Origin of the sequence: Weizmannia sp. FSL K6-3076, from assembly GCF_038007245.1 — a bacterium.
In the GTDB taxonomy this organism is placed as follows: Bacteria; Bacillota; Bacilli; order Bacillales; family Bacillaceae_C; genus Weizmannia; species Weizmannia faecalis.
Genome location: NZ_JBBOWU010000001.1, coordinates 3081753 through 3099656, shown reverse-complemented (window position 1 = coordinate 3099656; position 17904 = coordinate 3081753). Strand labels below are relative to the sequence as shown.

Below are 17904 nucleotides of genomic sequence, written 5' to 3'. Positions count from 1 at the left end.
CGGAGCATGAGCGCAACAAGGGGAGACGTACAATGGAAAGCTCTGCAGTCATGCAGAGAGGAATCATATGAATATCGTAAGCTCTATATGTTAGCTGCTTTAGCCGCAGCCGTATAAAGGAGAATCGTTTGAACCTCGGGAAAGCCTTATTTTGCCTGCGGATTTACATTATATTGAAAAAATGGGAGGAATTTTTGATGGTAAACGAAAAAGCGCTTGAATTGAAACGAAGCTGGGAGAAAGATGAAAGGTGGCAGGGGATTGTCCGCCCGTATGCTCCGGAAGACGTGCTCAAACTGAGGGGTTCTGTTCAAATTGAATATACTTTGGCGCGCAGGGGGGCGGAAAAATTCTGGAATCTGCTGCATACGGAAGATTATATCCATGCATTGGGCGCACTCACGGGAAATCAGGCTGTCCAGCAGGTAAAGGCCGGATTGAAAGCCATTTATTTAAGCGGCTGGCAGGTTGCAGCTGATGCGAACCTGGCCGGGCAAATGTATCCGGACCAAAGCCTGTATCCGGCGAACAGCGTGCCGAATGTCGTTAAACGGATCAACCAGGCCTTGCAGCGCGCCGACCAGATCCACCATGCAGAAGGGGACGAACGGATTGATTGGTTTGCACCGATCGTTGCCGATGCAGAAGCCGGCTTTGGCGGCCCGTTAAACGTATTCGAACTGACAAAAGCGATGATCGAAGCGGGCGCCGCGTCTGTCCATCTTGAAGACCAGCTTTCTTCCGAGAAGAAATGCGGCCATTTGGGCGGCAAAGTGTTGCAGCCGACACAAACAGCCATCCGCCACTTGATTGCAGCCCGCCTTGCTGCTGATGTCATGGGCGTGCCGACCGTTATTATTGCCCGTACGGATGCAAATGCGGCAAATCTGATCACAAGCGATGTTGACCCGTATGATGCGCCATTTATCACCGGGGAACGGACAGCGGAAGGCTTTTACCGCACGCAGGCAGGCATAGACCAGGCGATTGCCCGCGGACTTGCTTATGCGCCATATGCCGATATGATCTGGTGCGAAACGAGCGAGCCGAATCTGGATGAAGCACGCCGGTTTGCAGAAGCGATCCATGAAAAATTCCCGGGCAAACTTTTGGCTTACAACTGCTCGCCGTCTTTCAACTGGAAGAAGAAACTTGATGACAAAACGATCGCGAACTTCCAGAAAGAAATTGCGCGCATGGGCTATAAATTCCAGTTCGTCACGCTTGCCGGCTTCCATGCCTTGAACCACAGCATGTTTGAACTGGCCCGCAACTACCGCGACCGCGGCATGGCGGCCTATTCCGAACTGCAGCAGGCAGAATTTGCGAACGAACAATATGGTTACACGGCAACACGCCATCAGCGCGAAGTCGGCACCGGCTATTTCGATGAAGTATCGATGGTCATCTCAGGCGGCACTTCTTCTACTACCGCACTTACAGGATCGACCGAGCAAGAACAATTCACCCATTAATGGGGACCCGTAAAACGGAGAGGCTGAAGCAGCTTCTCCGTTTTCTTTTTTGCAACCCCCGGCGCCCCCCTTGCTTAAGGGCGGGCTTTTCTGCTATGATCAATAGTATTGCAGGGTTCGATTCGCCCCATATGAACGGACAGTCAGGCCCCGCTTTCCGGGCCGTGCTGCGGGGCAATGAACTGCACGCCCGATTGGTTCCACGTACAATTGATGCGACTTTTATAACGGAGGTGAAAGGCTATGCCTGATATTTCAAAAGAACAAGTCCAACACGTTGCCGACCTGGCACGCCTTGAAATGAATGAGACGGAAACGGAGAAATTTGCGAAACAGCTGGGGGATATTATCCATTTTGCGGAATCATTAAATGAACTTGACACAACAGGGGTTCTGCCGACCACGCACGTGCTTGAAATCCGCAATGTCATGCGCGAAGATACGGTGGAAAAAGGACTGCCGCGCGAGCTTGTGTTGAAAAATGCGCCGGATACCCAGGACGGAATGATCCGTGTGCCGACAATCGTAGAATAAGGAGGGGAAAGCATGTCTTTATTTGACCATAAAATCTCGGAACTTCACGAGTTTTTACATAATAAGGAAGTTAAAGTTTCAGAACTTGTTGATGAAGCGTATCAAAAGATTTCAGAAACAGACGGCAAAGTGAAAGCTTTTTTAACATTGGATGAAGAACGGGCCCGCAAAACCGCAGCGGAACTGGACGGCAAAATCGGCTCGCCGGAAGCTGAAAATATGCTGTTCGGCATGCCGATCGGAATCAAGGATAATATTGTCACGAAAGATTTGCGGACAACCTGTGCTAGCAAAATCCTTGAAAACTTCGATCCCATTTATGATGCCACGGTCATGGAGAAATTACATAAGGAAAATACGATCACAATCGGCAAATTGAATATGGATGAGTTTGCGATGGGTTCGTCGACGGAAAATTCCGCATTCCAAATCACCCGCAACCCTTGGAACCTGGATACGGTGCCGGGCGGTTCTTCCGGCGGTTCGGCTGCAGCGGTGGCAGCGGGGGAAGTGCCGTTTGCGCTTGGATCTGATACAGGCGGTTCGATCCGCCAGCCGGCCGCATTTTGCGGGGTTGTCGGAATGAAGCCAACTTACGGGCGTGTTTCCCGTTTTGGCCTTGTCGCATTCGCCTCTTCTCTTGACCAGATCGGGCCGATTACCCGGACCGTGGAAGACAATGCCTATCTGTTACAGGCAATTTCCGGGCTTGACCGGCATGACTCCACTTCCGCCGATGTGGAAGTGCCGAACTATGTGGAGGCGCTCAAAGGTGATGTAAAAGGCTTGAAAATTGCCGTGCCAAAAGAATACTTAGGTGAAGGCGTCAGCGAAGAAGCACGCCAGGCTGTTCTCAATGCCTTGAAAGTGCTGGAAAAGCTCGGTGCCACATGGGAAGAAGTGTCGCTGCCGCATTCGAAATACGGCGTGGCCACCTATTATTTGCTTGCTTCATCCGAAGCGTCTTCCAACCTGGCCCGTTTCGACGGCGTCCGCTACGGCTACCGTTCGCCAAACGCCACGAACCTCGAAGAATTATATAAAAAGACCCGTTCGGAAGGTTTTGGGGACGAAGTAAAACGCCGCATCATGCTTGGAACTTTTGCGCTAAGTGCAGGCTATTACGATGCGTATTACAAGAAAGCACAACAGGCCCGCACCCTGATCAAAAAAGACTTTGACGATGTACTCGAAAAATATGATGTCATCATCGGGCCGACCACGCCGACGCCGGCTTTTAAAATCGGGGAAAAAATAGAAGATCCGTTAACGATGTATGCGAATGATATTTTAACCATTCCGGTCAACTTGGCAGGCGTTCCGGGGATCTCTGTTCCATGTGGGTTTGCAGGTGGGCTGCCATTAGGGCTGCAAATCATCGGGAAGCATTTTGACGAAAGCACCGTGTACCGCGTTGCCCACGCATTTGAACAGGCGACGGACTTCCATAACCAAAAACCGCAATTGTAAGGGGTGAAAAAGATGAATTTTGAAACAGTGATCGGACTTGAAGTGCACGTTGAACTCAAAACCAATACGAAAATTTTCTCGCCGGCGCCTGCGCATTTCGGGGCAGAACCGAATACGAACACAAATGTTATTGATCTCGGCTATCCGGGGGTGCTTCCGGTACTGAATAAAAAAGTGGTTGACTACGCAATGAAGGCGGCCATGGCGCTGAACTGCGAAATTGCAACCGAAACGAAATTCGACCGGAAAAACTATTTTTACCCGGACAACCCGAAAGCCTATCAGATTTCCCAATTTGATAAACCGATCGGGAAAAACGGCTGGATTGAAATCGAAGTGGACGGCATAAAGAAAAAGATCGGTATTACCCGTATTCACATGGAAGAAGACGCCGGGAAACTGTTCCACGCGGCAAATGAAGGGTATTCTCTCGTCGATTTGAACCGCCAAGGCACGCCACTAATTGAAATTGTTTCGGAACCGGATATTCGTACGCCGGAAGAAGCGTATGCGTATCTTGAAAAATTAAAATCCATCATTCAATATACCGGCGTTTCCGACTGCAAAATGGAAGAAGGGTCACTCCGCTGCGATGCCAATATTTCCATCCGTCCAATCGGGCAGGAAACATTCGGCACGAAAACCGAACTGAAAAACTTGAACTCGTTCAACTATGTGCGCAAAGGCCTGCAGTATGAGCAGGAACGCCAGAAACAAGTGCTGCTTGCAGGCGGTGTGATCCAACAGGAAACACGCCGTTTTGACGAAGCAACCGGCAAAACGATTTTGATGCGGGTGAAAGAAGGCTCGGACGATTACCGCTATTTCCCGGAACCGGATCTTGTGGATCTGTATATTGATGACGCCTGGAAAGAACGGGTGCGCGCCGAAATCCCGGAACTTCCGGATGAACGGAAAAAGCGTTACACGGAAGAACTCGGGCTCCCGGCTTATGATGCCATGGTGCTCACACTCACGAAAGAAATGTCCGATTTCTTTGAAGCGACGATCGCAGCCGGCGCCGATGCAAAACAGGCATCGAACTGGCTGATGGGCGAAGTGTCCGCGTACTTGAATTCAGCCCAGAAAGAACTGCATGATATTGCTCTGACACCAGAAAGCCTTGCCGGCATGATCAAATTGATCGAAAACGGCACGCTCTCTTCAAAATTGGCGAAGAAAGTGTTCCGCGAACTGGTCGAAAAAGGCGGCGACCCGGAAAAAATCGTCAAAGAAAAAGGACTTGTGCAAATTTCTGATGAAGGCGAGCTTTTAAAAATTGTAACAGAAGTGCTGGATAAAAACGAACAATCCATTATTGACTATAAAAACGGAAAAGACCGGGCGCTCGGCTTTTTGGTCGGACAGGTCATGAAAGCAACAAAAGGGCAGGCCAACCCACCGATTGTCAATAAACTGCTGATTCAGGAAATGAATAAACGTTAAGTTTTCAAAAAAAGCGGTGTGCCCCACCGCTTTTTTTGTTTTAAAATTTGGTGACCGGGTATATAACGAAAGGGTGAAATTGACGATAGGAGGCTGCAAACAATGTGTGATTGCTTATTTGAACTGACAACCACGTGTGCATATTGTTTGAGAAAAGCCGGCAAAGAAATTGATGCTGTTTATCCGGTGTATGACTGGAAAACAAATAAACTGCTCGGTTATTATTGCAAAGAACATTTTTTAAAAGTGAAAATCCGGAATTTGATCGAAGAAACTGTTGAAAAACAGGCAAATCCGGTAGAAGCTTAAAACACTTGCGATAAAGTTGCCAGTTGAATAGAATGCATAAAAAGAGCGGGCAAAGTGGATGCCGGCTCTTTTTATGTAAGCGCATCCAAATTGCGTGTCTTTTCAAAATGTACTGCCAAATAACGTAGGCTGTGCTATAATAAGGGTAACAATTGGAGAAAAAGAAAGAGAGTACGAATACGGCAAAAAACCGGTTCAGCGTGCGGGCTGAACCGGTTTGGGTGAAACCATTCCTCTTAATCTTCACCGTTGTTTTTCGCTCTTGCGTTACCGCCTTTTTCTCCAATTTCTTGATAGAAATCTTTGTCATGGCTGTCAGCAGTGGCTTCTCCGCCTTTTTTGCCGATTTCTTGATAGAATTCTTTATCATGATTCTCCGCTGTAGATTCTCCGCCTTTTTTACCGATTTCCTGATAGAAATCTTTGTCATGGCTGTCGGCAGTGGCTTCTCCACCTTTTTTACCAATTTCCTGATAGAATTCTTTGCCGTGTTTTTCGGAAGTGGTTTCTCCACCCTTTTTACCAATTTCTTGATAGAATTCTTTATCGTGACTGTCAGCAGTAGCTTCTCCGCCTTTGCGACCTGCTTCTTCTACTGTCATTTTTTTATCTTTGTCTGCCATTTCAAATCTCTCCTTTGTTCGGTGATTTTGAATATCGCTTACGGTGTCATATATACCACGATCTAGCAGGAATAAACTTTCACCAAAAAATAATAGACAAAAATGGAATCATCTTTTAAGCAGCGCCCGTCCGGAAAACGTTGTAAAAATGGGCATGCACCCTTTGAGAGACAGGTTTTGGAGGGGTGGAAACCGGGATGGGCAAATTGATTTTTGAAGGCTTCAAAAAAAGACCAAAAAGAGAGCCGAAATCCGGTCGAATTGTCCTTTTGGAGGGTTCAAAAAGACAAAAGGGGATTGAAATCCGGTCGAACTGTCCTTTTGGAGGGTTTAAAAAGACAAAAGGGAACTGGAATCCGTTCGAATTGTCCTTTTGGGGGCTTCAAAAAGACAAAAGAGAGCCAGACCCGGGGCCAATTGTCCTTTTGGAGGGCTTAAAAAGACAAAAAAGAGTACCGGACCGGGAGCAAACTGTCCTTTTAAAAACTCCAATAAGGAAATAAAGAGCCTGTAAGCTGTGCGTCTAGTGCAGAAACGTTTAAAATAGAATAAGGATGCATGTCGAGTCACTTTTTTCATCCCTGTTGTTGCGAAAAAAAGGTTTTTTCATGCCGGGCAGCGAAAAGAACGGATAAAGCACTTGAAAGGGGAAAAGAAAATGGAAGAACAGGTGGAGGCTTATTTGAATTACTTAAAGCTTGAACGTGAAGAGCCGGGGCTGAATTTTTTGCAGCGGCTCATCCAGCACCATCTTTCTTGTGTCCCCTATGAAACGTTCAGCAAGTTTCATTACTTCCGTGAGGGGATTTACATACCTCCGTTTGAGACTTTTGTGGAGCATTTATGGGAAAAAGGATGGGGCGGCACCTGTTTTACATTAAACATCAATTTTGCGCGGCTGTTGCGTGGCTTGGGTTTTCAATGCTCGTTTGTGCGTGTGGTGCCCGGCCATGTCGCGCTGATGGTTTTATTAAACGAAAAAAAACTGTACGTGGATGTCGGCTACGGCTCCCCGATCATGAAGCCGGTTGAACTTGAGGCAAAACGGCGCCACGTGCTCCATGGTTTTGGTGAAGATATCATTTTTACGCAGCTTGAGCCCGGCCGTTACGAAATCGACCGCCGTTCAAATGGGAAATCTTTTGTGAAAAAAACAATTGAATGGCTGCCGCTTACGGAAGACGATTTGAAAGAAGATATTCGTGCATCATACCTTGACGACAACGCCAATCAGACGATGCGCAGGGTGACCGCCGTTCGCTTCAACGGGCGGGAATGCTACTATTTGCGCGACCGCTCATTAAAAATTATGAACTACCGCAATATCCGCGAGCTGCACATGCGGGATTTCGCCCGCTGGAAAGATACCATCGGGGAAGTATACAAGATCGGCGAAGATGCTCTGCTGGAAACGATACAATTTCTGAATGAGCGCGGCATCCGTTTGTTCAGCCCGTGATGATGCGGAAGTATGGAAAATTTTAGGGTGCATGCACAAATCATCCATGCCTGCACGTCCCCCTTTCCTTGAACCACTTTGGTATAAGGCAAAGGCAGTCCCTACGCACACGGCAGCCGAAAATGTGCCTTTTTGCGGCCAAGGCGCACGCCGCACCTTGCTGTTAGTGGATTTTTTTTCAAAAAAGTTGTATGATAATTCGGTGGATGTATGAAGGATTTGCCCCATGCAGAAAGAACGGACAACATATCGAGCAGTTTCCCTATCCGGGTCTGTTTTGGGGAAACTGTCCTTTGCCTGCGCGAAACGGGATTACATAAATACGCATGTACATCAACATAAATAAGGATGATGCGAATGAAACGAGCAAGAATCATATATAATCCGACTTCCGGCCGTGAAGCGTTTAAGCGCCATCTCCCGGATGTGCTGCAAAAATTGGAGGTGGCCGGATATGAAACGTCCTGCCATGCCACAACCGGCGGCGGGGATGCCATTAAAGCAGCAAGGAAAGCGGTTGAACGCAAGTATGATATTGTCGTGGCAGCCGGTGGGGACGGCACGATCAATGAAGTCGTCAACGGCATTGCCGAACAGGATTACCGGCCGAAACTCGGCGTCATCCCAATGGGTACGACCAATGATTTTGCGCGCGCCCTGCAAATCCCGCGTGATGTGCAGGCAGCAACGGAAATTATCGTAAAAGGCGATACCCTTCCGGTCGATATTGGGAAAATGAATGAGAAATATTTTATCAATATCGGTGGCGGCGGGCGGCTCACGGAACTGACATATGATGTGCCAAGCCGGCTGAAGACGATGCTCGGCCAGCTCGCCTATTATTTAAAAGGGATTGAAATGCTGCCTTCGATCCGCGCGACTCAGATGACGATTGAATATGACGGGAAGCTGTTTGAAGGCGAAGCGATGATGTTTTTAATCGGCCTGACGAATTCCATTGGCGGCTTTGAAAAACTTGCTCCGGACTCTTCAATCAATGACGGCCTGTTTACGTTAATGATTTTGAAAAAAACGAACCTGGCTGAGTTCATCCGGGTTGTTACCCTTGCGCTGCGCGGTGAACATTTGAATGACCCGAACGTCATTTACACCTCCGCCAGCCGCGTAAAAGTTCATTCACCGGATAAAATTTTATTAAATCTGGACGGCGAACTCGGCGGAGAAGCCCCTGCTGTTTTTGAAAACCTGTACCGCCATCTCGAAGTCTTTGCGCCGCTTGATAAAATCCGCCCGCAAGACAGGGTTGACTGACAAAAGAACGGGAAGCGGGCTTTTGTGAAAACACTGTCATCCTGGGTTTTTAGCAACAACCATCTTGGTAAAAAACCGGAAGCAGTCCCGGTTTTTAAAATCTGTGCCATCTCTGATTGGCAACATCCGCCCGCCGGACAAGGCTGACTGACAAAAGAACGGGAAGCGGGTATGCAGGTTGCCGGCTTTTGAAAACACTGCCATTGCGGGTTTTTAGCACCAACCGCCTTGGTGAAAAGACCGGAAAGAAGTCCCAGATTTTGGAAGTCTGAGCCATCTCTGATTGGAAATAATGCCTGTAGGACAAGATTAAACGCCGGAAGCATACACGCAGACTGCCGGCGTTTTTTAAATCTGTAGTCCAACCCGGCATTTTGTGCAACCCCTGCTCCATTGAAAAAGCCGGAAGCAGTATAAAAAGCTTCCGACGTTTTTTACAATCAACTTTCCTTTTTCATTGCGGAAAGGCTGTCATTAAATTCTTCTTCAATGCCTGCATGGTGTTTGTAGGTTGCGATGCTGATCACCATGCTGACAATCAGGTTAAAGGCAAAACCCGGTACCATGGAGTACAATTTGGCATCCATTCCTGACACGGTCCAGATAATCACTGTCACGGCACCCACAATCATACCGAAAAGGGCGCCCCAGTGGTTCATCTTGCGCCAGAACAGGCTCAAAAAGATCACCGGCCCGAATGATGCGCCAAACCCGGCCCATGCATAGCTGACAAGCTGCAAAATGGTGGAATCGCGGTTTAAAGCGAGCAATGCAGCGACAACAGAAACAACAAGCACCGCGAGCCTTCCGAAAAATACCGACTCTTTATCCGAAGCATTGCGACGGAAGAAGAGCTTATACAGATCTTCTGTCAGCGCACTTGAAGTGACAAGCAGCTGGGACGAGACGGTGCTCATAATCGCCGCAAGCACTGCTGCCAGCACAAATCCGGCAATGAGCGGATGGAATAAAATCTGCCCAAGCTGGATAAAAACCGTTTCCGGATTATCCAATTTATGGCCGGGCTGATGGAAATAAGCGATCCCGATCAGCGCAGTAAGGGATGTGCCGATCAGCGATAAAATCATCCAGCTGATCCCGATTCTGCGCGCGCTTTTTGTTTCTTTTACCGATTTAATTGCCATGAAACGGACAATAATATGCGGCTGGCCGACATAGCCGAGCCCCCACGCGAGCGCGGAAATGATCCCCAATGCCGTTGTCCCTTTGAAAAAGTCCAGCAAATCCGGATTGATCGATTTCACGGTATGGAAAGTTTCAACCGGCCCGCCCGTTTTGGTAAAAGCCACAATCGGCACAAGAACGAGCGCGATGACCATGATCAGCCCTTGGACAAAATCGGTCCATGAAACAGCGAGAAACCCGCCGAAAAGCGTGTACAACACAACAACGCCCGCAACGATGATCAGCCCTAAATAATAGGACGTATGGAATGAGTTTTCAAAAAAGACGGCCCCGGATACCATCCCGGAAGATACATAAAGCGTAAAGAAAATTAAAATGACAAGTGCAGAAACAAGCCGCAGCATTTTGGTCGGGTCTTTGAAACGGTTTTCAAGATAAGAAGGGATCGTAATGGAATCACCGGCCACCTTTGTATAGGAGCGGAGACGCGGTGCCACAAGCCGCCAGTTTAAATAGGCCCCAATCGTAAGTCCGATCGCAATCCATGCATCAGCAAGCCCGGTCAGATAAATACCGCCCGGCAGGCCCATCAACAGCCATCCACTCATATCGGCAGCGCCTGCGCTTAAAGCAGCAACTGCAGGGCCGAGCGAACGTCCGCCGAGCATATAATCATCGAGGTTGCTCGTCCGCCGGTAAGCCACCCAGCCGATCCAGAGCATCAGCACCATATAAATGGCGATCGAAATCATTTTTAATGTTTGATCACTCAAGAAGCGTTTCCCCCTTTGTTTTTGGTCCTTTCAACAACATTTTATCATCATAATATCTGTTTAATAAAGGTGTATTTTTAAAAACGGTCGAATATTCAAGAAAACAGTCCGCGGCAACTGATTGTTTTTCGCATTCAAAGCCGCTTTATGTTAAAATTTCCGTAGCCATTAAGACGAAAAGGAAGACAGGCATGAAAAAAACATTATCGGTTCAAAAGAACGAAGAAATAGAGGTTGTTTTTGAAGATTTGACGCATGACGGTGCAGGGGTGGCAAAGGTGGACGGCTATCCGCTGTTTGTCAAAAACGGCTTGCCAGGGGAGAAAGCCCGCATTAAAGTCATTAAAGCCAACAAGAACTACGGGATCGGTCGCCTCCTCGAACTGTACGAAAGGAGCCCGTACCGCGTCGACATCCCGAAAGAAGACGCACCGAAATACGGTGGCTGCCAGCTTGCACATATCCGCTATGATGGCCAGCTTATGTACAAAGAAAATCAGGTGCGCCAGGCACTCGCCCGGATTGGAAAAATTGAAGGCGCCCGCATCCATCCGATGATCGGCATGGACAACCCGTGGCATTACCGGAACAAAGCCCAGGTGCCGGTCGGCGAAAAAAATGGGAAACTCGTAGCCGGCTTTTTTAAACCGAGAACCCATGAAATACTAGATGCCGATGAGAGCGTGATCCAGCTTCCGGCGGTAAACGAAGCCGTCCAAGTGGTAAAAGAAATTTGCCGGGAACTTGGCATCCCGGCTTACGATGAGGAACATCACAGCGGCGTCCTCCGCCACATCATGGTGCGTTACGGGAGGAAGACCGGCGAGCTGATGGTCGTCCTGATCACGAGAACAGTGGAACTGCCGCATCGGAAAAAACTCGTGGATTTAGTGGTCTCGCGCCTGCCGCAAGTTAAGTCGATCGTGCACAATATCAACCCGAAGCGCACAAACGTGATTTTAGGGGAGAAAACCAAAGTACTGTGGGGAAATGAGGTCATTTACGACAAAATCGGGGATATAAAATTCGCCATCTCCGCGCCTTCTTTTTACCAGGTCAATCCCGTTCAGACGAAAGTGCTGTATGAAAAAGCGCTCGAGTACGCGGAACTTACCGGCAGCGAAACGGTCATTGATGCATACTGTGGCATCGGGACAATTTCGCTTTTCCTTGCACAGAAGGCCCGCAAAGTATTCGGCGTAGAAATTGTGCCGGAAGCGATTGAAGATGCAAAGCGAAATGCGGCGCTCAACGGTATCACGAATGTGGAGTTTGAAGCGGGCACAGCGGAAACGGTCATCCCAAAATGGTACGAGGCAGGCAACAAGGCAGATGTCTTAGTGGTTGACCCGCCGCGCAAAGGCTGTGACGAAGCCCTGCTCAAAACCATCCTGGAGATGAAACCGCAAAAAGTCGTCTACGTCTCCTGCAACCCGGCAACATTGGCAAGAGACTTGCGGTTCCTGGAAACGGGAGGATACCGTACAGTGGAAGTACAGCCTGTTGACATGTTTCCGCATACGACACATGTGGAAGTCGTCACAAAATTGCTGTTTGGGATGTAGAATAATATAAAACATTTCCCATTCAGACCCGGATTTCATTTTCGATTTCTGGGTCTTTTTCATATTAAATTACGATGTCTCTTTCGATTACTTTTCCTACAATATCTTATCGAATTATTTTTTGTGCAAAAGGAATGTCTTGAGCCTTTGTAACTTCAGGGCTAGGAAACAGAGTAACAAGGTTTAGTGCATTTTATATAGTGTCCAAAGACTATTAAACAAACGAGCATTTAATTTAACTTCTATATTCAAGATTATTTTTCTATTCTAGTACAAACAGCCATGTCAACCCATTGGTGGATTCGGTATAATGTGAGAGAATAGAATCATAAAAAATTCCTTTAAAATAAAGGAGGACGGGTATGAAGCAGCTATATATGAAGCAGAAGGTTTTTAGTTTAAGCGGCAAATTTACGGTCAAGGATCAACAGGAACGAGATGTTTATTATGTTGAGGGCAGCTTTTTGCAAATCCCTAAGACGTTCTCGATTATGAATACAAAATGAGAGGAAGTCGCGCTTATTACGAAAAAGGCGTTTAGCTTTCTTCCAAAGTTTATTGTCGAGGTAAATGGACGAGAAGTGTTAACAATAAAGAAAGAGCTATCCTTCTTTAAGGCACGCTATACGATTGATGCGGCAGGAATTGAAGTGCGTGGGAATTGGCTGGATATGGATTTTGAAGTGTTGCGGCACGGTGAAGTGGTCGGTAAAGTTAGTAAGGAATGGTTTACTTGGGGCGATAGTTACAAAATTCAAATCTTAAAAGAAGAAATGGAAACGATTCTCATAGCTATCGTTGTCGCCATCGATTGTGTAAAGGCTGATCAGGCAGCTGCAAACTCGCCAGCAACATATTAAAGGGAAAAGTGACACTTTAATCACTCTGGGTCTCACACCCTTTTTTAAACTTATGGTTTGCACATACACATTTCCATAGATTTGACAGATGTGAAGAGTGTGATACCGAAGAAAAGGATTAAAAGCTGGATGAAAGCGGATTAATTATGTAATTCAAATAAAAATGTGAACTTATAAAAGATATATTGAAAAATGAAAGGAGCGTAAATATAATGAAAGAACCAGATAGGAAAAAACTATATCCAATGAAAACATAAAAACAGTTTGTTATAAGTAATTTACCTTCGAAGTTTATCACTTAAAATTTTTATTTAAACAGAGGGTTACATGGTAAATAAAATAGATACCATTGAGTAACATTTGTTGATTGAAACAAGCAAATGCCGGGAATCCGGGAGTTTTTTAAACGAATGGGAGGGATGTTAAATGCGTGTCACTGAGCTGAGAGAGCTCCTTGAAAAATACAGTAAGGACGACTTAAGCAAAATGATGATTGAATTGTATAAGGCGATACCGAAAAAAGTGCGTGATGAAAAAGAAATTGCAGCTCTGAGGAGTAAAAATTTTTCGTGATAATTTAAATATACCTCCCAAAAAAGCGGCCAAATATGTAATAATTTAAATAATTAGAGCTTGCTGGACGAATATTTTGGCATGGCTTAGTGACAAGTCGAATACAAGCTAAAATTTGATTCGTTCAGCAAGCCCTAATTAAACTTGGCTGTTTTGAGGGGGTTTTTATTTTGGTTACTAGAAAAGAAAAAAGAAATCGTGAAAAAGAAGCAAATTATTTTTTCGAGTTCCTTAAAATTCAGAAGCATTTTTTCAAAGACCTGATGAATAACCTAAAAAAGGTAGCAGACCACCGACATCAAAGCTATATCACTTATGGTCCAGAGGTCCTTTTATTTACGATGATGTTGAAAAATATGACCGGCCTAAAATCCATGAGAAACATGAGTGAGCGTTTTAATAAAGAAGAATGTATTAAAAATGTAGGGAAGGTGTTAGGCTTAGATTCTCTTGAAGAACTTCCACATTATGATACAATTAACGACTTTTTATCTGGCTTAGATGTAAATGAATTAGAAAAAATTAGAACGTATATGATTAAAGAATTATTGAAAAAAAGGTCTCTCGAGTCTTATCGAATTGAAGGAAAGTACTGGGGTGTCATCATTGATGGAACTGGATTACACACCTTTCATGAGAAACATTGTAAACACTGCCTGAGACGGGCATATACAAATAAAGAAACAGGAGAAACGAACGTACTTTATATGCACCATGTACTTGAAGCCAAGCTTGTCGTGGGGGATATGGTCTTCAGTATTGCCTCCGAATTTATCGAAAATGAATCAGAAAATGTTTCTAAGCAAGATTGTGAATTAAAAGCCTTCGACAGGCTGGCAAAGAAAATAAAAAAAATATTTAAAAGACTACCGATTTGTATCTTGGGAGATAGTCTCTATGCATGTGAAACGGTATTTAATCTGTGCAGGGCGCACAAATGGAAATATATATGCAGATTTAAGGAAGGGAGAATTAAAAGTATCTCGACGGAGTTTAAGGCAATAAAAGAGCTGGAACAAAGTAAGGATCAGAATTCATTAGTTTGGGTGAATGATATTGCCTACAAAGACAGAACGGTCAATCTGATGGAGGCCACAATGAAAACAGAGGATGGGAAATCGAAAGAGTATGTATTTATAACGGATATTAAAATCACGAAAAAGAACGTGGAACGACTCATCGCTGCAGGAAGAAGCCGCTGGAAGATTGAAAATCAAGGATTTAACGAACAAAAAAATAATCGTTACAATATAGAACATGCCAATAGCCAAAACTACACAGCCATGAAAAATCATTATTTATTAGTTCAAATAACAGATATTATTAGACAGCTGTTTGAAAAAGGTTCGTCAATCTTAAAAGCACTCAAAAAAACGGCAAAAGAAAAATCCTCAAATCTGTTGGAATCGTTTCGGACACGCATTTTAACAGACGAGGATTTCACCCATTTAAGTAAGCCAATACAAGTAAGGTTTACTTAATGGTTATATTATAGCAAAGGATGTGATGTAAAAAAAGGTTTTTTTGAAGTTATCCACAATTTTAAAAAAGAAATTTGCAAATTCGGCTCTTTTTGACTTTGAAAGCAGAAAAAATAGATGGAAAAATTTTCTAAATGTGGATAAGTCATTTTATCATAAAACATCTAAAAATTGATGAATTTACTCTTCAGAACTGAAGAAATTGATGGGATGTTGCAAGATTTTCAGCAGTACAAAGAAGCTGAAAAGATAAAAAAAGAGAAAGAAAAACATGTTGACCTTAATGATTTGGAACGTGAAATTACGCAATTCATTCAAAATGCTTATAAACAAAATTACATTGCCCCAAATCGGTATGTTAGCAAAAAGGAACGTCCCAAGTGGCGATTCAAGGTCAAATCATACATAAAACAATTGCAACAGGTACCCGTTGAAGGAAACGAAGGGAAGCGTGCTACAGATTTACTCGATGCACTGTATGAAATGTTATGTTATGGGTGTGGCTATTACATCTTTAACACAGACAATCCCTTTAGATCTATTGGTATGGAGCAAGTGGAATTATTCGATATTCTCCTAAAAAGAAAATTCAGTATGGGGATTAACAAAGAAACTATAAGTTCTGCCCTGAAACAAATTATTAATTATCATCTCGACATGGATACACTGCGGTCATCTTTATTCAACGTGTTCATTGCGAATTTGAGAACTGTGGATGCTAAAGAAATAGCAATCGAACAATGCCATCATTTTCTAATGGGATTGAAGCAGCGAACGATAACGCCAGAAGAGACATGGGTTTGGAAGGATGATGAATATAGCCGGGAGCGAAATATAAATGAATTGATTGAAACGGTTTTCAAACTAAAGATGGAACTGTGTGAATATGAGTCAGCTATCCGTTATTTTAAAAGCAATATTCAGGAAGAATCTAAAGAAGACGCATTGTTTAGCTTGCTCAATAAGCTTAAAACATACAATCAGAAAGATTATTGGCTAAGAGAATACGAGGAGGCTATAAAAAAAGGCATAAGGCCGAGGGAAGAACTGCAATTTACCTATCAATATTTAAAAGAAAACGGCGAATTTAACATTGATGAAGACATGTAGTAACGTTCTTCAACAAGGACCAAGGATTGGCACACCAATCCTTGGTTTTCGTATATTCACCTGTAAGAAGGTTGGTAATTGGTAGGGTGGTGGTAGATTCCTGTATCCGTAACCAGAAGTTAAAAAGGATACTGTAAAGATTTGGTATCTCCTTATTCAGTTTCACAGGTTAAATATAAAAATATAGAACTGATCCCGTGAAAATATCATTTAATTTTTTATCAAATAAATATTTCTATTGTATCTTTTTCTTTAACAGCAGTATGATTTTTAATTGTATTTTTATTCAATAGTATTTTCCCCTCTTTAATTAACGAACAAATTTGATTCCTACTTATATCAATGAGTTGATTTCCAAGCAACTTATCGATACGAACAGGTTCATCTAAATAATTTATATTAATACAAATCTTATTAAATCCGTTTTTTAAGTGTGTAACCAAATTAATTTTTTCGTTATCATTCTGGGGTGCTTCATTCGGAAAATCCCTATTTTTAATTTCCAACTTAGGGTCATACGATTTAAAGATTTTCTCTTTTCTATTCCAAGTGTGGTTTTTTTCGCATTTAAAAATAGTAAATTTATAAATATTTTTTCCGTTTGAATTATGTCTTCTCATTAAAGTGTCATAAAAATTTACTACCTTTCCGCAATTTGGGCAATACTTGACTACAGTTTCAACTTTTTCCCCATTATGAACGGACCAATTGTAGGTAATAATATTCATAGTTACACACCTCAATGGAAATTTTCATTTTATTAAAGTGCTTCTTTTGTTTATATTTATCTCTCAAAATGAAATAAATGAAGAATAATACTTCTACTATTACGTAGGATAAATCCGTTTTCATAAAGAATCAAAAGACATTCACAAGATACCCCTGGTCACTATTGTTGATACAATAGCCTTCTCATATTGATGCAGCATATTGCTCTTCAAACTCCTCGTAGTAAAGAACCTCAATTATACCTGACCAATCCAATATACAACCTACAAAATCGTTTATATCCAATCCCTTCATTTCATAGGTATCATCATCATTAACAGTTCCTGTTGCATCTTCGATAAAAGTGACTTTATATCCCCTTTCAAATGCAGTTATAGCAGTAAATAAACAGCAATACTCTGTATTAAATCCTGTAATATATAGATGATCAATATTTTTTTCCTTTAAAATAGAATCTAACTTTGTACCAAAAAATGCACTTGGAGTGTTTTTGGTTATAGTAAGATCCGCATATTGAGCAAATTCCTTATCAATATCACTCTTTTCAGTATTTTCAGCTAGTGGACTATTTGGATCCTTATCTATATGTTTTGTTAATACCACCAAATCTTTTGCATCTTTAAACCTTTTTATAATGTTCTTGATTTTATTCCTTTCTTCACTAAAGTCCTTCATTTCTAATATTCCATTTTGCATATCTAAAACAAGTAGTGCTTTCATAAAAGAATCTCCTTTTAAATTAGTTTTTTAATATTATCCATAACATTCAATCTATGTATTTCCTCTACTGTTCTTTTTCCATCATAAATGGATAATACAGAATCAATCGCTCTATCAGGATCTTCAATTTCAATTGCGCCATTAGGAATAGTTCCTATAGACAATTTCTTACCGAAGGGTACCATCATGAGATGCTTACGTACTAATGGATACTTCACAATACCTTCCCCCAGTCTTTGTGTTTCATCTTATATACAGAATTGTACACTAAATATAAATATTTGTAAATCCCTATTAGACTTAAATTTAGCAATATTCCATCAGGAAATAAAACCCCATTCTCATATTACTCCCTATTT

At 43.5% G+C, this 17904-nt stretch carries 16 protein-coding genes and 1 pseudogene; 12 read left to right on the top strand and 5 right to left on the bottom strand.

All coding sequences use genetic code 11. The features are described from left to right. Positions 1-197: 197 nt before the first annotated feature. The 5 genes from aceA (at position 198) to NSS95_RS14660 (ending at position 5234) form a co-directional block, all read left to right on the top strand. The gene (gene aceA / locus NSS95_RS14680) at positions 198-1475 is read left to right on the top strand and encodes an isocitrate lyase (RefSeq protein WP_340714011.1); all 1278 of its coding nucleotides are present in this window, start codon (positions 198-200) and stop codon (positions 1473-1475) included. A 243-nt stretch (positions 1476-1718) separates the two neighbouring features. Continuing rightward, positions 1719-2009, top strand: a complete 291-nt coding sequence (gene gatC, locus NSS95_RS14675) for an Asp-tRNA(Asn)/Glu-tRNA(Gln) amidotransferase subunit GatC (RefSeq protein WP_013860580.1) — start codon at positions 1719-1721, stop codon at positions 2007-2009. A 12-nt stretch (positions 2010-2021) separates the two neighbouring features. Beyond that, positions 2022-3479, top strand: coding sequence for an Asp-tRNA(Asn)/Glu-tRNA(Gln) amidotransferase subunit GatA (gatA, locus tag NSS95_RS14670; RefSeq protein WP_340714010.1), 1458 nt, complete (start codon positions 2022-2024; stop codon positions 3477-3479). A gap of 12 nt (positions 3480-3491) precedes the next feature. After that, positions 3492-4925, top strand: a complete 1434-nt coding sequence (gene gatB / locus NSS95_RS14665) for an Asp-tRNA(Asn)/Glu-tRNA(Gln) amidotransferase subunit GatB (protein ID WP_014096922.1) — start codon at positions 3492-3494, stop codon at positions 4923-4925. 102 nt (positions 4926-5027) lie between these two features. Next, positions 5028-5234: a hypothetical protein gene (locus NSS95_RS14660; protein WP_013860577.1), complete on the top strand. Its 207-nt coding sequence runs from the start codon at positions 5028-5030 to the stop codon at positions 5232-5234. A 236-nt stretch (positions 5235-5470) separates the two neighbouring features. Here the strand turns inward: NSS95_RS14660 and NSS95_RS14655 are convergent, their stop codons facing one another. Continuing rightward, complete coding sequence (locus tag NSS95_RS14655) at positions 5471-5857, bottom strand: con-10 family general stress protein (RefSeq protein ID WP_035183339.1); 387 nt, start codon at positions 5855-5857, stop codon at positions 5471-5473. A gap of 658 nt (positions 5858-6515) precedes the next feature. Between NSS95_RS14655 and NSS95_RS14650 the strand changes: the two genes are divergently transcribed. Further along, complete coding sequence (locus NSS95_RS14650; protein WP_014096925.1) at positions 6516-7316, top strand: arylamine N-acetyltransferase; 801 nt, start codon at positions 6516-6518, stop codon at positions 7314-7316. Between the two features lie 357 nt (positions 7317-7673). Further along, positions 7674-8588: a diacylglycerol kinase gene (locus NSS95_RS14645; RefSeq protein WP_014096926.1), complete on the top strand. Its 915-nt coding sequence runs from the start codon at positions 7674-7676 to the stop codon at positions 8586-8588. Positions 8589-9028: 440 nt separating this feature from the next. Here the strand turns inward: NSS95_RS14645 and putP are convergent, their stop codons facing one another. Then, complete coding sequence (gene putP / locus NSS95_RS14640; protein WP_014096927.1) at positions 9029-10507, bottom strand: sodium/proline symporter PutP; 1479 nt, start codon at positions 10505-10507, stop codon at positions 9029-9031. 191 nt (positions 10508-10698) lie between these two features. On the opposite strand from putP, the gene rlmD reads away from it, so the two are divergent. The 5 genes and pseudogenes from rlmD to NSS95_RS14615 all read left to right on the top strand — a co-directional run bounded on the left by rlmD (position 10699) and on the right by NSS95_RS14615 (position 16096). Further along, the gene (rlmD, locus tag NSS95_RS14635; RefSeq protein WP_014096928.1) at positions 10699-12072 is read left to right on the top strand and encodes a 23S rRNA (uracil(1939)-C(5))-methyltransferase RlmD; all 1374 of its coding nucleotides are present in this window, start codon (positions 10699-10701) and stop codon (positions 12070-12072) included. Positions 12073-12434: 362 nt separating this feature from the next. Further along, positions 12435-12932 (top strand): annotated as a pseudogene (locus NSS95_RS14630) (LURP-one-related/scramblase family protein). A gap of 426 nt (positions 12933-13358) precedes the next feature. Continuing rightward, entirely contained in the window at positions 13359-13505 is a 147-nt protein-coding gene (locus NSS95_RS14625) for a hypothetical protein (protein ID WP_340714009.1), read from the top strand. Positions 13506-13675: 170 nt separating this feature from the next. Beyond that, a complete protein-coding gene (locus tag NSS95_RS14620; protein WP_014095824.1) occupies positions 13676-14986 on the top strand; it encodes a transposase family protein in 1311 nt (436 codons plus the stop codon). A 210-nt stretch (positions 14987-15196) separates the two neighbouring features. Continuing rightward, on the top strand, positions 15197-16096 hold the full coding sequence (locus tag NSS95_RS14615) for a hypothetical protein (RefSeq protein WP_340714008.1): 900 nt from the start codon (positions 15197-15199) through the stop codon (positions 16094-16096). A 221-nt stretch (positions 16097-16317) separates the two neighbouring features. Here NSS95_RS14615 and NSS95_RS14610 read toward each other — a convergent pair whose 3' ends face one another. The 3 genes from NSS95_RS14610 to NSS95_RS14600 form a co-directional block, all read right to left on the bottom strand. Continuing rightward, positions 16318-16824, bottom strand: a complete 507-nt coding sequence (locus tag NSS95_RS14610; RefSeq protein WP_013860569.1) for a S4 domain-containing protein — start codon at positions 16822-16824, stop codon at positions 16318-16320. A 184-nt stretch (positions 16825-17008) separates the two neighbouring features. After that, positions 17009-17545 (bottom strand): isochorismatase family cysteine hydrolase, encoded by a 537-nt coding sequence (locus NSS95_RS14605; RefSeq protein WP_017550765.1) that lies wholly within the window; start codon positions 17543-17545, stop codon positions 17009-17011. Positions 17546-17559: 14 nt separating this feature from the next. Beyond that, on the bottom strand, positions 17560-17763 hold the full coding sequence (locus NSS95_RS14600; RefSeq protein ID WP_014096932.1) for a hypothetical protein: 204 nt from the start codon (positions 17761-17763) through the stop codon (positions 17560-17562). Positions 17764-17904 lie beyond the last annotated feature (141 nt).

Bases quoted from the DNA above. Each gene is read 5' to 3' on its own strand.
- gatA (WP_340714010.1), top strand. From the start codon at position 2,022: ATGTCTTTATTTGACCATAAAATCTCGGAACTTCACGAGTTTTTACAT.
- NSS95_RS14655 (WP_035183339.1), bottom strand. From the start codon at position 5,857: ATGGCAGACAAAGATAAAAAAATGACAGTAGAAGAAGCAGGTCGCAAA.
- gatB (WP_014096922.1), top strand. From the start codon at position 3,492: ATGAATTTTGAAACAGTGATCGGACTTGAAGTGCACGTTGAACTCAAA.
- NSS95_RS14615 (WP_340714008.1), top strand. From the start codon at position 15,197: ATGTTGCAAGATTTTCAGCAGTACAAAGAAGCTGAAAAGATAAAAAAA.
- NSS95_RS14645 (WP_014096926.1), top strand. From the start codon at position 7,674: ATGAAACGAGCAAGAATCATATATAATCCGACTTCCGGCCGTGAAGCG.
- gatC (WP_013860580.1), top strand. From the start codon at position 1,719: ATGCCTGATATTTCAAAAGAACAAGTCCAACACGTTGCCGACCTGGCA.
- NSS95_RS14660 (WP_013860577.1), top strand. From the start codon at position 5,028: ATGTGTGATTGCTTATTTGAACTGACAACCACGTGTGCATATTGTTTG.
- NSS95_RS14610 (WP_013860569.1), bottom strand. From the start codon at position 16,824: ATGAATATTATTACCTACAATTGGTCCGTTCATAATGGGGAAAAAGTT.
- rlmD (WP_014096928.1), top strand. From the start codon at position 10,699: ATGAAAAAAACATTATCGGTTCAAAAGAACGAAGAAATAGAGGTTGTT.
- aceA (WP_340714011.1), top strand. From the start codon at position 198: ATGGTAAACGAAAAAGCGCTTGAATTGAAACGAAGCTGGGAGAAAGAT.
- NSS95_RS14625 (WP_340714009.1), top strand. From the start codon at position 13,359: ATGCGTGTCACTGAGCTGAGAGAGCTCCTTGAAAAATACAGTAAGGAC.
- NSS95_RS14650 (WP_014096925.1), top strand. From the start codon at position 6,516: ATGGAAGAACAGGTGGAGGCTTATTTGAATTACTTAAAGCTTGAACGT.
- NSS95_RS14605 (WP_017550765.1), bottom strand. From the start codon at position 17,545: ATGAAAGCACTACTTGTTTTAGATATGCAAAATGGAATATTAGAAATG.